11 protein-coding genes and 2 pseudogenes are annotated in these 13,987 nt (G+C 69.6%); 7 read left to right on the top strand and 6 right to left on the bottom strand.

Going from position 1 to position 13,987, the window contains the following annotated elements; all coding sequences use genetic code 11:
• Positions 1–8: 8 nt before the first annotated feature.
• Positions 9–236, bottom strand: coding sequence for a hypothetical protein (locus ACLU3S_RS00065; RefSeq protein ID WP_413949560.1), 228 nt, complete (start codon positions 234–236; stop codon positions 9–11).
• Positions 237–415: 179 nt separating this feature from the next.
• On the bottom strand, positions 416–1,072 hold the full coding sequence (locus tag ACLU3S_RS00060; RefSeq protein ID WP_413949559.1) for a helix-turn-helix domain-containing protein: 657 nt from the start codon (positions 1,070–1,072) through the stop codon (positions 416–418).
• A gap of 253 nt (positions 1,073–1,325) precedes the next feature.
• Between ACLU3S_RS00060 and ACLU3S_RS00055 the strand changes: the two genes are divergently transcribed.
• From ACLU3S_RS00055 to ACLU3S_RS00025, 7 genes are all read left to right on the top strand, one after another.
• A complete protein-coding gene (locus ACLU3S_RS00055) occupies positions 1,326–1,997 on the top strand; it encodes a hypothetical protein (RefSeq protein WP_413949558.1) in 672 nt (223 codons plus the stop codon).
• Between the two features lie 516 nt (positions 1,998–2,513).
• Positions 2,514–3,512, top strand: a complete 999-nt coding sequence (locus ACLU3S_RS00050) for a LacI family DNA-binding transcriptional regulator (protein ID WP_413949557.1) — start codon at positions 2,514–2,516, stop codon at positions 3,510–3,512.
• Between the two features lie 127 nt (positions 3,513–3,639).
• Entirely contained in the window at positions 3,640–4,992 is a 1,353-nt protein-coding gene (locus ACLU3S_RS00045; protein WP_413949556.1) for an ABC transporter substrate-binding protein, read from the top strand.
• A gap of 5 nt (positions 4,993–4,997) precedes the next feature.
• Entirely contained in the window at positions 4,998–5,951 is a 954-nt protein-coding gene (locus ACLU3S_RS00040) for a carbohydrate ABC transporter permease (protein WP_413949555.1), read from the top strand.
• Positions 5,948–6,826: a carbohydrate ABC transporter permease gene (locus ACLU3S_RS00035; protein WP_413949554.1), complete on the top strand. Its 879-nt coding sequence runs from the start codon at positions 5,948–5,950 to the stop codon at positions 6,824–6,826. Before ACLU3S_RS00040 ends, ACLU3S_RS00035 begins: the two co-directional genes overlap by 4 nt.
• A gap of 34 nt (positions 6,827–6,860) precedes the next feature.
• Positions 6,861–8,468 (top strand): glycoside hydrolase family 13 protein, encoded by a 1,608-nt coding sequence (locus ACLU3S_RS00030; RefSeq protein ID WP_413949553.1) that lies wholly within the window; start codon positions 6,861–6,863, stop codon positions 8,466–8,468.
• Positions 8,469–8,518: 50 nt separating this feature from the next.
• Complete coding sequence (locus ACLU3S_RS00025) at positions 8,519–10,696, top strand: discoidin domain-containing protein (RefSeq protein ID WP_413949552.1); 2,178 nt, start codon at positions 8,519–8,521, stop codon at positions 10,694–10,696.
• A gap of 12 nt (positions 10,697–10,708) precedes the next feature.
• Here the strand turns inward: ACLU3S_RS00025 and ACLU3S_RS00020 are convergent.
• From ACLU3S_RS00020 to ACLU3S_RS00005, 4 genes and pseudogenes are all read right to left on the bottom strand, one after another.
• Positions 10,709–10,843: pseudogene (locus tag ACLU3S_RS00020) on the bottom strand (oxidoreductase); the annotation flags it as partial.
• A 346-nt stretch (positions 10,844–11,189) separates the two neighbouring features.
• Positions 11,190–11,429: a chaplin gene (locus ACLU3S_RS00015; RefSeq protein WP_413949551.1), complete on the bottom strand. Its 240-nt coding sequence runs from the start codon at positions 11,427–11,429 to the stop codon at positions 11,190–11,192.
• Positions 11,430–11,748: 319 nt separating this feature from the next.
• Positions 11,749–12,612, bottom strand: coding sequence for a YncE family protein (locus ACLU3S_RS00010; protein ID WP_413949550.1), 864 nt, complete (start codon positions 12,610–12,612; stop codon positions 11,749–11,751).
• Positions 12,613–13,632: 1,020 nt separating this feature from the next.
• Positions 13,633–13,987, bottom strand: a pseudogene (locus ACLU3S_RS00005) (Ig-like domain repeat protein); the annotation flags it as partial.

The raw sequence follows: 13,987 nt of genomic DNA, 5'->3' as shown, positions 1-13,987 counted from the left end.
GAGGCGCCTCAGGCGGGCGGGCACCACTCGCCCAGCAGCCGGAAGAACTCCGCCTCGTTCCCCGCCAGTCCCGCCCGCGCCAGGGCCGCCTCCGCCTCGGCGAGCACGGTGGGCGGGACGACGGCGGGCGACGCGCCGTCCGGCGGCCCGTCGAAGGCGGCGCGCACCGTGTGCAGCAGCCGAAGATAGGCCTGGACGGCGGTGCGCTCACGGTCGGTCAGTACGGCGGTGGGCATCGATCGGCTCTCCCCGAATAGGCGTCACGGTCACGCGCCCTGCGGCGCACCCATCCAGCTTGCCGTCCACCACTGACAACGCCGTCCGGCTCCGGCCCGGTTCGCCCGCTTGGCGGGGTGAAACGGCACCCGCACGTCACCGGGCGGCGAGCCGTCGCTCCGGGTGCCGCGTCTTCCGGTCAGCTCTCGGGCCGCTTGACGCTCTCCAGGAGCATGTCGAGCCACTCCGCGACCTTGTCCCGGTGCTGGTCGGTGGGCAACTGCGCGGCCCGCCAGGCGATTCCGCGCACCCCGTGGTCCTGCAGCAGCCGCTCCAGCGGGTCCTCGGAGGCCTCGGCCGCGGCCCGCTCGCGGTCGGCGAGCTTCTGCAGCAGCTCCTGCTCGGTGCGCTGCAGCGCCCCCGCGAGCGCCTCGGGGTCCTCCGCGGTGAGGAAGCCGGCGTGCACCCGGAAGAAGCGCTGCAGCGCGTCGCAGTGCTCCATGGTGGGCCGCCGGTCGCCGTTGATCAGGGCGCCGGCCTGCTGCCGGGACATGCCCGCGCCGTCCGCGATCTCCTGCTGCGTGTACTTGCGGCCGTTGGGCTTCAGCCGGCTGCGGCGCAGCAGGTCCAGGCGCTGCAGGAAGCGCGCCTGCACGTCCGGTTCGCCCGCCGGGCGCCCGTTCAGCAGCGCCTTGACCACCGGCTCGGGTACCCCGCAGGCTACCGAGAGCCGCGCGACGTCGAAGACCTCGGCGTGCGGCACGCCGAGCCGGTCGGCGAGCGCGGTGACGCGGGCGACGACGGCCGGCAGCTGGGCGGTCGCCGAGGCGCCCGGATCCTCGTAGCCATCCGTCACCGACAGAACTCCTACGTCTCTCGAGGGCAACAGGTGCGTCCGTGCTTCCCGCCTGCTCGGCGGGTCCGGCGGTCGCCGTGAACTTCCCGGAGAGTAGCCGGTGCCTCGAACTCACATCCAGGTGTCGCCACAACTGTGGCGAATTTCAGCCGTCAACCGCCGTGAAATGCCACGATAGTTGACATGGATCGCAAGGGGAAGCAGGATCGCATCGCCGCGTGAAGGCCGCAGAGGCAAGAGGGGTGACCTCCCGATGGCACATCAGGCAGGAGGGCAGCGGCCGGCACCGCGGCCCGTCCCCGAGACCTCCGAGACCCAGGAGTACGTCGACGACTACGCCGCGCTGCTGAACTCCCTGCCCTTCCCGTCCCTGGTCGTGGACCACCGATGGAACGTGGTCATGGCCAACGGCGCGTTCGAGGCACTCTTCCGCGGTCTGCGCCCGCATCCGACGGCCATGCCAGGGGAGAACTTCCTGCGGTTCGTCCTGTTCCACCCGGACGCGGCGGACGTGCTCGGCGACCACGAGCCGGGCTGGTGCCTGCCCATGCTGGCCCAGCTGAAGGGCGCCCTGGAGAGGTACGGCCACGATCAGGAACTCCAGGCGATCCGCCGGGACATCGCCCAGGACCCCATCATGGAGGCCGCCTACCGGCAGGGGCTGCCGCACTGGATCCGTGCCGTCGGCGAGGCCGCGACCCGCCTCGACGGCGCCGTCCGCCTCCTGCTCCACCCCGACCCGCGCCGGGGTCCCGCGGAGTGCCGCATCATCGACGAGACCCCCCAGACCCTCCGTGGACTGGGCTACCTGCGCCTGACGATGATCCCCCGCGACACCCGCCGCGCCACCGCCCCACCACGCCGCCAGCGGCGCCCACGCGGTACGGCCGCCCACCTGACGGTCGTCCCACCGCCGGAGGACTGAACAGCGGCCAGCGACCAGTGACCGGCGCTCGCCGGTCGCCTCCGACTGCGAACCGCCGCGGGCGGGTGGAGCGGGCGGGCTGTGTGGCTCGGGCCCGTTCCGGGTGTCAGGAGCCGGTGGGCGGCATGCCTGGGGCCTGCCCGGCAACTGTGAGGAACCGGTCGGCGTCGAGGCTGGGGCCTGCCCAGGATGTCAGAAACCGGTCGGCGTCGAGGCTGGGGCCTGCCCAGGATGTCAGGAACCGGTCGGCGTCGAGGTTGGGGCCTGCCGGCGTCGAGGTTGGGGCCTGCCCCGCAGGTACCGGGAACCGGTCGGCGTCGAGGTTGGGGCCTGCCCCGCAGGTGTCGAGAACAGGTCGGCTTCAAGCCTCGCGCTTGCAGGCGTCGGGAACCGGCCCACCTTCCGGGCGGGGCCTGTTTCGGCCGACGACAGCTCATTGATCCACGACCCGGGGTCCGCCAGATTTTCGCCGCGGCGACGCAAACCGCTTGCGTAAATTGCGCTACGCTTGCGTGCATGACGCGACGACTTGCGGAAGTGGCGAAGAAGGTCGGAGTCAGTGAGGCCACGGTCAGCCGGGTGCTCAACGGCAAGCCCGGGGTCTCGGAGGCCACCCGGCAGGCGGTGCTCACGGCGCTGGACGTGCTCGGGTACGAGCGGCCGACCCAGCTGCGCGGCGAGCGGGCGCGACTCGTCGGGCTGGTGCTGCCGGAGCTGCAGAACCCGATCTTCCCCGCGTTCGCCGAGGTGATCGGCGGCGCGCTGGCCCAGCTGGGGCTCACCCCGGTGCTGTGCACGCAGACCAAGGGCGGTGTCTCGGAGGCGGACTACGTCGAGCTGCTGCTCCAGCAGCAGGTGTCCGGCGTCGTGTTCGCCGGCGGCCTCTACGCCCAGGCCGACGCCCCGCACGACCACTACCGGCGGCTCGCCGACCGCAACATCCCCGTCGTGCTGGTCAACGCGGCCATAGAGGACCTCGGTTTCCCGGGCGTGTCCTGCGACGACGCCGTGGCCGTCGAGCAGGCCTGGCGGCACCTGGCCTCGCTCGGCCACGAGCGCATCGGGCTGGTCCTCGGCCCCGGCGACCACGTGCCCTCGGCGCGCAAGCTGGCAGCCGCCCGGGCGATCGCCGGGGACCTGCCGGAGGAGTTCGTCGCGCGGGCCATCTTCTCCATCGAGGGCGGTCACGCCGCCGCCTCCCGCCTCATCGACCGCGGCGTCACCGGCATCATCTGCGCCAGCGACCCCCTCGCCCTCGGCGCCATCCGGGCCGCCCGGCGCAAGGGCCACGACGTGCCGGGGCGGATCTCCGTCGTGGGCTACGACGACTCGGCGTTCATGAACTGCACCGAACCCCCGCTCACCACCGTGCGCCAGCCCATCGAGGCCATGGGCCGCGCGGCCGTGGAGCTGCTGAACGCGCGGATCGGCGGCACCGCCGTGCCCGCCGAGGAGCTGCTGTTCGAGCCCGAGCTGGTGGTGCGCGGATCCACCGCGCAAGCCCCGCGCGACTGAGATCCAAGAGATCCAATCAACTGTCGAATAATTACAGAATTCGCGCGACATCTTGCGGAGGGATGTTGGCGGTGCTTGAGTGTGCGGCGCCCACTGCTCCTGCCATGAGTGCCATGAGGGGTCACCGATGACACGCACCGGGTTCCGCCGTACCTTCGTCGCGATCGGCGTCTGTTCCTCCCTCGCCCTCGCCGCCACCGCCTGCGGATCGGGCGACGACGGCTCGGCGAGCGGCAAGACCCGCATCACCGTCAACTGCGAACCGCCGAAGAGCGCCAAGGTCGACCGGAAGTTCTTCGAGGAGGACCTCGCCTCCTTCGCGAAGCAGAACCCGGACGTGGACGTCGTCGCGCACGACGCCTTCCCGTGCCAGGACCCGAAGACGTTCGACGCCAAGCTGGCCGGCGGTCAGATGGAGGACGTCTTCTACACGTACTTCACCGACGCCAAACACGTCGTGGACACGGGCCAGGCGGCCGATCTCACGCCGTACCTGAAGGAACTGAAGTCCTACGACACCATCCAGAAGCAGCTGCGGGACATCTACACCGTGGACGCAAAGGTCTACGGCATCCCGCGCACCGGCTACTCCATGGGCCTGATCTACAACCGCAAGCTCTTCCAGAAGGCCGGGCTCGACCCCGACAAGCCGCCGGCCACCTGGGACGAGGTCCGCGCCGACGCCAAGAGGATCGCGGCCCTCGGCGGCGGCACCGTCGGCTACGCCGACTACAGCGCCCAGAACCAGGGCGGCTGGCACTTCGCCGCCGAACTGTACGCGCAAGGGGGCGACGTCGTCGGCCCGGACGGCAAGAAGGCCACCATCGACACCCCCGAGGGCCACGCCGTCCTGCAGAACCTGCACGACATGCGGTGGACCGACAACTCGATGGGCAGCAAGCAGCTCCTCGTCATCAACGACGTCCAGCAGATGATGGGCGCGGGCAGGCTCGGCATGTACCTCGCCGCCCCCGACAACATCCCGATCCTGGTCAAGGAGAAGGGCGCCGACTACGAGGACATCGCCATCGGCCCCATGCCCGGCGGCCGGGCCACCCTCATCGGCGGCGACGGGTACATGTTCAACAAGCACGACACGCCCGCCCAGATACGCGCCGGCCTGAAGTGGCTCGACCACATGTTCCTGACCCCCGGATCGGGCTTCCTCGGCGACTACGCCCGCGCCAAGAAGAACGACGCCCCCGTCGGCCTGCCCGAGCCGCGGCTGTTCACCGGCGCGGCCGACGCCAGGGACCAGCAGGTCAAGAAGGCCAACGCCAACGTCCCGGTGGGCAACTACCAGGCGTTCCTCGACGGCAACCAGAAGCTGCAGATGAAGATCGAGCCGCCGGACGCCCAGCAGATCTACTCCGTCCTCGACGGCACCGTCTCCGCCGTCCTCACCAAGAAGGACGCCGACATCGACCAGCTCCTCAAGGACGCGTCCGGCAAGATCGACGGCATTCTGGCCCGGAGCTGACCGCGATGACGAAGACGGCCGAGTGGCGGCCCCTGACGAAGACCGCCGCCCATCCGGTCCCGGCGCCGCCTCCGGTAGGGGGCCGGAGGCGGCGCCGCCTCCTCGACCAGGCCCGCGCCTACGCCTTCCTCCTCGGCGGGCTGGTCTGCTTCGCCCTGTTCTCCTGGTACCCGGCGATCCGCGCGGTCGTGATCGCGTTCCAGAAGTACACGCCGGGCTCACCGCCCCAGTGGGTCGGCACCGCCAACTTCACCCGCGTGCTGCACGACCCGGAGTTCTCCGCGGCCTGGCGCAACACCCTCTACTTCACCCTGCTGGCCCTGCTCATCGGCTTCGCGATCCCCTTCGCGCTCGCCCTCGTCCTGAACGAACTGCGGCACGCCAAGGCGTTCTTCCGGGTCATGGTCTACCTGCCGGTGATGATCCCGCCGGTGGTCAGCGCCCTGCTGTGGAAGTGGTTCTACGACCCCGGGGCCGGCCTCGCCAACGAGGCGCTGCGCTTCCTGCACCTGCCCACCTCGAACTGGTCCAACGGCACCGACACCGCGCTGATCTCCCTGGTGATCGTGGCCACATGGGCCAACATGGGCGGCACCGTCCTCATCTACCTGGCCGCCCTGCAGTCCATCCCCGGCGAGCTGTACGAGGCGGCCGAACTGGACGGAGCGGGCCTGCTCCAGCGGATCCGGCACGTCACGGTCCCGCAGACCCGGTTCGTGATCCTGATGCTGATGCTCCTTCAGATCATCGCCACCATGCAGGTGTTCACCGAACCGTTCGTCATCACGGGAGGCGGCCCCGAGAACGCCACCGTCACCGTCCTGTACCTCATCTACAAGTACGCCTTCCTCTACAACGACTTCGGTGGCGCCTGCGCCCTCAGCGTGATGCTCCTGGTCCTGCTCGGCGCCTTCTCCGCCGTCTATCTGCGGCTCACCGGCTCCGAGGGGGACGCATGAGCGCCACCCGCACCCTGATCTCCCCGGCCACCCTCGCCCGCCCCCGCGGCCGGGCGGTCTACTGGACGGTGTTCACGGCCGTCGTCGTCCTGTTCGCGCTCGCCTTCCTCTTCCCGGTCTACTGGATGGTGACCGGTGCGATGAAGTCCCCGGACGAGGTGGCGCAGACCCCTCCGACGCTGATCCCGACCCACTGGCACCTCGGCGGCTACACCGACGCCTGGGACCTGATGCAGCTCCCGCAGCACCTGTGGAACACGGTGGTGCAGGCGGCCGGCGCCTGGGCGTTCCAGCTGGTGTTCTGCACGGCCGCCGCCTACGCCCTGTCCAAGCTGAGACCCGCCTTCGGCACCGTGATCCTCGGCGGCATCCTCGCCACCCTGATGGTCCCGGCGCAGGCCCTCGTCGTACCGAAGTACCTCACGGTCGCCGACCTGCCGCTGCTCCACACCAGTCTGCTCAACGACCCCCTCGGCATCTGGCTCCCGGCCGTCGCCAACGCGTTCAACCTGTATCTGCTGAAGCGGTTCTTCGACCAGCTGCCCCGGGACGTGCTGGAGGCCGCCGAGATGGACGGCGCCGGCAAGCTGCGCATCCTGTGGTCGGTGGTGCTGCCCATGTCCCGGCCGGTGCTCGGGGTCGTGTCGATCTTCGCGCTGGTGGCCGTCTGGCAGGACTTCCTGTGGCCGCTGATGGTCTTCTCCGACACCGACAAGCAGCCCATCAGCGTGGCCCTGGTCCAGCTGTCGCAGAACATCCAGCTCACCGTGCTCATCGCCGCGATGGTGATCGCCAGCATCCCGATGGTGGCGCTGTTCCTCGTCTTCCAGCGGCACATCATCGCCGGGATCAGCGCGGGCAGCACCAAGGGCTGACGCCGCCGCCTCGCCTACAGAAAGGTCAAGCTCCGTGGGACAGCCCACCCATGCCCCCAGGGACCGCGACTGGTGGCGTTCCGCCGTCATCTACCAGGTCTACGTCCGCAGCTTCGCGGACGGGGACGGCGACGGCACCGGCGACCTCGCGGGTGTCCGCGCCCGGCTGCCGTACCTGGCCGAACTCGGCGTGGACGCCCTGTGGTTCAACCCCTGGTACCTGTCGCCGATGAAGGACGGCGGCTACGACGTCGCGGACTACCGCGCCATCGACCCGGCGTTCGGCACCCTGGCGGAGGCGGAGAAGCTCATCGGCGAGGCCCGCGAAGCGGGCATCCGCACCATCGTCGACATCGTGCCCAACCACGTCTCCGACCAGCACCCCTGGTTCCGCGCGGCGCTCGCCGCCGGGCCCGGCAGCGCGGAGCGGGAGCTGTTCCACTTCCGGCCCGGGCGCGGGCCGCGCGGCGAACTCCCCCCCAACGACTGGCCCTCGCAGTTCGCCGGCTCCACCGAGCCGGTGTGGACCCGGCTGCCCGACGGCGACTGGTACCTGCACCTGTTCACCCCCGAGCAGCCGGACCTCAACTGGGCCCACCCCGCCGTGCGCCAGGAGCACGAGGACATCCTGCGCTTCTGGTTCGAGCGGGGCGTCGCCGGTGTCCGCATCGACTCCGCGGCCCTGCTCGCCAAGGACCCGGACCTGCCCGACCTGGCCACGCACCCGCAGCCGCACCCATTCGTCGACCGCGACGAACTCCACGACATCTACCGCTCCTGGCGCGCCGTCGCCGACGCCTACGACGGCGTGTTCGTCGGCGAGGTCTGGCTGCCCGACACCGAGCGCTTCGCCCGCTATCTGCGCCCCGACGAACTGCACACCGCCTTCAACTTCTCCTTCCTCTCCTGCCCCTGGGACGCGGAGCGGCTGCGCGCCTCGATCGAGACCACCCTGGCCGAGCACGCCCCGGTCGGCGCCCCGGCCACCTGGGTGCTGTGCAACCACGACGTCACCCGCACGGTCACCCGGTACGGCCGCCAGGACACCGCCTTCGACTTCACCACCAAGGCCTTCGGCACCCCGACGGACCTCGCCCTCGGCACCCGCAGGGCGCGGGCGGCCGCCCTGCTGTCCCTGGCGCTGCCCGGCTCGGTCTACCTCTATCAGGGGGAGGAGCTGGGGCTGCCGGAGGCGGAGATCCCGGCCGGCCGCATCCAGGATCCGATGTACTTCCGCTCGGGCGGTGCCGATCCGGGCCGCGACGGCTGCCGGGTGCCGCTGCCCTGGGCGGCCGATCTGCCGTACGCGGGGTTCGGCTCGCACCAGGAGCCGTGGCTGCCGCAGCCGGCCGACTGGCCGTCGTACGCGGTCGACCGCCAGCAGCGCGACCCCCGCTCGATGCTCACGCTCTACCGTGAGGCGATCGCCCTGCGCCCGGTGTTCGGCACCGGCCCCCTGACCTGGCTCCCCGCGCCCGACGGCGTACTCGCCTTCGCCCGTGCGGAGGGGGTCGTGTGCGTGGTCAACCTCGCGGCCGCGCCCGCCGACCTCCCCGCCCACTCCCGACTTCTGCTGAGCAGTGGCCCGCTGGACGACGCGGGCCGGCTGCCGCAGGACACGGCGGCCTGGCTGCACGCCTGAGCCGCACCGCACCGCTGTCCCCCGCACCCCCACCACGAAGGGATCAGCCCATGCACAGCAGCACCCCGAGATATGTCAGGCGCATGCCAGCCATCGGCGCGGTCGTCGCTCTCGCGGCCGGCATGCTCGTCACCGTGGCCCCCGCCGCCCACGCGGCCGCGGGCGCCACGCTGCCGTTCACGTCGGTCGAGGCGGAGTCGGCGGTGACCGACGGCACGAAGATCGGCCCGGACCACACGCAGGGCAGCCTCGCCTCGGAGGCCTCCGGACGCCAGGCCGTGCGGCTGGCGCCCGGGCAGCGGGCGGAGTTCACCGTGCCGCGCGCCGTCAACGCCGTGAACGTCGCCTACAGCGTCCCGGACGGCCAGTCCGGCTCGCTGAACGTGTACGTCAACGGCGCGAGGCTCGCCAAGACGCTCCCGGTGACCTCCAGGTACTCCTACATCGACACCGGCTGGATCCCCGGCTCCAGGACCCACCACTTCTTCGACGACACCCGGCTGCTGCTCGGGCGGAACGTCCAGGCCGGCGACAAGGTCGCCGTCGAGGCGTCCGGCACTCAGGTCACCGTCGACGTCGCCGACTTCGAGCAGGTCGACGCGGCGGCCACCCAGCCCGCCGGCTCGGTGTCCGTCGTGGCCAAGGGCGCCGACCCCAGCGGCGCCGGCGACTCCACCCAGGCCTTCCGGGACGCCATCGCCGCCGCCCAGGGCGGCACGGTCTGGATTCCGCCGGGCGACTACCGGCTCACGTCCTCGCTGAACGGCGTCCAGAACGTCACCCTGCAGGGCGCGGGCAGCTGGTACTCGGTCGTGCACACCTCACGGTTCATCGACCAGTCCGGCTCCGCCGGGAACGTCCACATCAAGGACTTCGCCGTCCTCGGCGAGGTCACCGAGCGCGTCGACTCCAACCCGGACAACTTCGTCAACGGCTCCCTCGGGCCGGGCTCGTCGGTCTCCGGGATGTGGATCCAGCACATGAAGTGCGGGCTGTGGCTGACCGGCACCAACGACAACCTCGTCGTCGAGAACAACCGCATCCTCGACACCACCGCCGACGGCATCAACCTCAACGGCACCGCCAAGGGCGTCCGGGTTCGCAACAACTTCCTGCGCAACCAGGGCGACGACTCCCTGGCCATGTGGTCGCTGTACTCCCCGGACACGAACTCCAGCTTCGAGAACAACACCGTCTCGCAGCCCAACCTCGCCAACGGCATCGCCATCTACGGCGGCACGGACATCACGGTGAGGAACAACCTGGTCTCCGACACCAATGCCCTCGGCAGCGGCATCGCCATCTCCAACCAGAAGTTCCTGGACCCGTTCTCGCCGCTGGCCGGCACCATCACCGTCGACGGCAACACGCTGGTGCGCACCGGCGCGATGAACCCCAACTGGAACCACCCGATGGGCGCCCTGCGCGTCGACTCCTACGACAGCGCGATCAACGCGACCGTGAACATCACCCACACGACGATCACCGACAGTCCGTACAGCGCCTTCGAGTTCGTCTCCGGCGGCGGACAGGGGTACCCGGTGCGGAACGTCACCGTGGACGGCGCGACCGTGCGCAACACCGGGACGGTCGTGGTCCAGGCCGAGGCGCAGGGCGCGGCCACCTTCCGCAACGTCACCGCCACGGCCGTCGGCGCGGCCGGCGTCTACAACTGCCCCTACCCGGCGAACTCCGGCTCCTTCACGCTCACCGACGGCGGCGGCAACTCCGGCTGGTCCAGCACCTGGTCGGACTGCTCCACCTGGCCCCAGCCCGGCCAGGGCAACCCGGACCCCGACCCGAACCGCAACCTCGCCAAGGGCCGCCCGGCCACCGCGACCGGCTCGCAGGACGTCTACACGCCCGGGAAGGCGGTCGACGGCGACGCGAACTCCTACTGGGAGTCCACCAACAACGCCTTCCCGCAGTCCTGGACGGTCGACCTCGGCTCGTCCTACGCCGTGCGCCGCCTGGTGCTGAAGCTGCCGCCCTCCACCGCGTGGGGCGCCCGCACCCAGACCGTCGCCGTGCTCGGCAGCACCGACGGCTCGTCGTACTCCACCGTGGTCGGGGCGCAGGCCTACCGCTTCGACCCGGCCACCGGCAACACCGCGACCGTGTCCCTGCCCGGCGGCACCGACCTGCGCTATCTGCGACTCACCGTCAGCGCCAACACCGGCTGGCCGGCCGGGCAGTTCAGCGAGGTGGAGGCGTACCTGACCTCCTGAGTCCGGCGCCCGTCACAGATCCAGCACCAGCCGGGCGCCCCGGCACCGGGACACGCAGATCATCATCGTGTCACCGGCCGCCCGCTCCTCCTCGGTGAGGACGCAGTCCCGGTGATCCGGGGCGCCCTCCAGCACTTCGGTCTCACAGGGACGACCTGGCAAACCAAAGGCCGGCGGCCCGCCCAGGCTCCCTGATGCCGGCGCGGCACAAGGCTGGACCGCCGGCTGCCTTGCAGCCACTCACAGCCGGTTCACCGTGACAAGCCCCGAATACGGCTTCCATCCCTTCGGGGACACCCCTTTGGCCGGAGCCGGTCCGCCAGTTATACGCATGCAATGTCTCCCTGCTTCGCGCACCGAGCATGAGATCCGACGACAGGCGCCCAAGCGGTGAGGCACAGCGACCTGGCGGACCGGCCGAATCCTCACCCCGGCACACAAAACGCGGGCCGGAATGTCTGATCCTCGGCCCGCGCTTCGTGGTGGGGCCGAACTACTCGGCCAGGCACATGTTTTCAGCGGTGCCCGAAAGCATACTGGCGCCGGCCGGCATGTGGTTGGCGCAATTGTTCAAAGGCTCGGAGACGATGTTGGCCACAGCGATCCCCGACAGGAGCCCGGAACTGTTCTTGCTGGCAGCCGCTGCGTTATTGTCTGCCTGCGCGACACCAGCTCCGGCCATCACCATGCCGCCTACAAGTACGGCGAGGGGGATCTTTCGTGCGAAAGACATGGAGAAACCTCCTCTATGCGTTTTATTGCCCTGGGTGGCAGGAAATCATCGCATGGAGAACGAAGCGGGTATCGCAACGTAACGATCGGGTGGGTCGTTTCCCCCACTTGGCGGTAGGTGATGGCTACCCAAAGCGGATGACGAGTCGTTGACTCGACTGGACCAGGCCTGGTCCCGAATCCTGGAGCACGACTGGACCAGGCCTGGTCCCGAATCCTGGAGACGGTTCACGCGGCCGACGTCGGACCTGCCGGCGGGTCGCGGTAACACCAGCGACGACCGTCTCCTACCATCCCGGGGAACCGGACGCGGGGGTGTCTCAGCCGACCGCCACTCCCACAGGACCGGACCCCACCGCAATGGTGGACACCACGTGGTTGGTGGCGGAGTTGACCACCGACAGAGTGTCGGAGAGCAAGTTGGTCACGTAGACGCGGCCACGGCTGGGGTCGGTCGCCACGCCGACCGGGGCTTGACCGACCGGGACAGTGGCCTGGACGGTGTTGCTCGTGGTGTTGATCACCGACAGTGTGTCCGAGCCCTCACCGGCCACGTAGGCACGGTTGTTCCGCGAGTCCAGCGCAATACCGAGCGGGAGGGAGCGTACCGGAATCGAGGCGATCACGGTGTTGCTGGCATTGTTGATCACGGAGACCGTGTCTGAGGCCTGGTTACTGACATAGGCGCGACCATGCTTGTCATCGACGGCGACCGCCACCGGAGCGCTGCCGACCGCGATCGTCGCGACAATCTGGTCGGTGGCGGTGTTGATCACGGAGACCGTGTCCGAGGCGATGTTGGTGACGTAGGCCCGCTTTCGGCCCTCGTCCACGGCGATGCCGAGCGGGTTGCCGCCGACGGTCACCGTGTCGGCCAGGGTGTTGTTGCTCGTGTTGATCACCGACACAGTACCGGCGGTCTCGTCGGCCACGTACGCGCGCTTATGACGTTCGTCCAACGCGATACCAAACGGCCCGGCACCGACCGGGACCGTTCCGATCACCCGGGTGTTGTCCGTGTTGATGACCGACACACTGTCCGCAGCGTGATTGGTCACATAGGCCCGGTGGCGGCTGTGGTCGAGGGCGATACCGTAAGGAGCCGCGCCGACCGGGATCGTTCGGGTCACGTTGTTGGTGCTCGTGTTGACTGCCGACACGGTGTTCGCGCCCTGGTTCACCACGAAGGCCCGGTGAGAGCACTGCGACTGCGGGCCCTGAGCCCCGTCCCGGCACCGGTCCGGTCCACTGGGCTCGGATTTCACCTGGCCCACGCCCGCCACCGTCGAGGGCGGCGTTGAGCAATCGTCAGACGAGCCGTGTGCTGTGGCGGTTGGCGCGAGCACGGAGAAGAGAAGGGCCAGAAGTCCCAAGGACCACACTCTGCATTGACCGCTCATGGCCATCGGGGAATTGCGGTACGGCCGTCTGCGTGGTCCTTCGTTGGTGGGAAGCATGGTTTCTCCAGACAGACTCTGTGGCGCACGGCTGAGATTCGCCGCGTGACGTTGCCTGGCGGAGTTCTCGGAGCACCGACTGCGACTCCCTTCCGCAGAGGGTTTCACGCGAAAATCATCAGATAGTGCGGCGCGAAGGGGGTGACGGTGATCCCAGGTCGTCTCACGACATGGGTATCGGTCCGTCAGTACAGATCGTCCTGCAGACATCCACGCTGCGCGACAAAAGATCGGCTGGACGAGTGTGAGCCGGAAGCGTCTATTCGGGGGCGGCAGTCGGATCGGGCGCGTACCGGAATCCGCTATCCGCTGGGCAAAGGGACGGCCGGTCGAAGTAGAACGTGGACAGGTGGCCTGGAAGTGGTGGCGGTGTCGGTGACAGCCCGGAGGCGGGCGTCGAACGGTTCCCGGTCCAACAGCCCGGCCACGTCGGGGTGCATGGACCGCGGGTCTGAACCGTTCCGGGTTCGGTAGGGACTCGATCATTTGAGAGGCAACCACGAAGCCCCGGGTCACACCCAACATCTGAGATCTCTACCGAACCCGGAACGGTTCAGTCAGGCCTGTGGCGCGGTGGCCTCGCCTCAAACGCCGTGGGAAGGATGCGCGGATGAGAATCGGTCCCGCGCCCCACCAAGGCACGGCGCTTACAGTAGCTGTCCCCTCAACGACGGGTCCGGTGGCCGCGCGGGTACGCCCACGCGGCCACCGGACCCGTTTATCGCTGGAAGGGTCCGCGAGCACTTGTCAGGCGAGGACGAGTGCAGCAGTCGCGGTGGAGGAGCCGAAGGCGGCAGTGCCGGCGAACGTCGCAGTGTAGCGGCTGCCCGAGCGAATGATCGTTTGCGGATCGACTGTGGCGTTGCTCAGCGTGGCCACACCACTGGCGTTGGTGACGGCCGTCCCCAGCGTCGTGGTGCCTACCTTGAAGGTGATCGTCTGACCGGTTACCGGTACGCCGGAACTCAGCACGGTGAGCGTCGCCGACAGCGGGGAGATGTGTGCCAGCCTGTCGGTTCCGATGGTCGCGGTCCCCGCCGTGGCCGTGAGGTGGGTGGCTGCGGGAGACGAGCTGGTCACCGTCTGGATGATGGCCGGGGAC

It is taken from the genome of Streptomyces sp. AF1A (genome assembly GCF_047340315.1).
GTDB lineage: Bacteria > Actinomycetota > Actinomycetes > Streptomycetales > Streptomycetaceae > Streptomyces.
Note: the sequence above shows the minus strand (reverse complement) of the source record. Positions and strands in the feature narration are given on the sequence as shown.

Bases quoted from the DNA above. Each gene is read 5' to 3' on its own strand.
- ACLU3S_RS00065 (WP_413949560.1), bottom strand. From the start codon at position 236: ATGCCCACCGCCGTACTGACCGACCGTGAGCGCACCGCCGTCCAGGCC.
- ACLU3S_RS00055 (WP_413949558.1), top strand. From the start codon at position 1,326: ATGGCACATCAGGCAGGAGGGCAGCGGCCGGCACCGCGGCCCGTCCCC.
- ACLU3S_RS00050 (WP_413949557.1), top strand. From the start codon at position 2,514: ATGACGCGACGACTTGCGGAAGTGGCGAAGAAGGTCGGAGTCAGTGAG.
- ACLU3S_RS00045 (WP_413949556.1), top strand. From the start codon at position 3,640: ATGACACGCACCGGGTTCCGCCGTACCTTCGTCGCGATCGGCGTCTGT.
- ACLU3S_RS00040 (WP_413949555.1), top strand. From the start codon at position 4,998: ATGACGAAGACGGCCGAGTGGCGGCCCCTGACGAAGACCGCCGCCCAT.
- ACLU3S_RS00035 (WP_413949554.1), top strand. From the start codon at position 5,948: ATGAGCGCCACCCGCACCCTGATCTCCCCGGCCACCCTCGCCCGCCCC.
- ACLU3S_RS00025 (WP_413949552.1), top strand. From the start codon at position 8,519: ATGCACAGCAGCACCCCGAGATATGTCAGGCGCATGCCAGCCATCGGC.
- ACLU3S_RS00015 (WP_413949551.1), bottom strand. From the start codon at position 11,429: ATGTCTTTCGCACGAAAGATCCCCCTCGCCGTACTTGTAGGCGGCATG.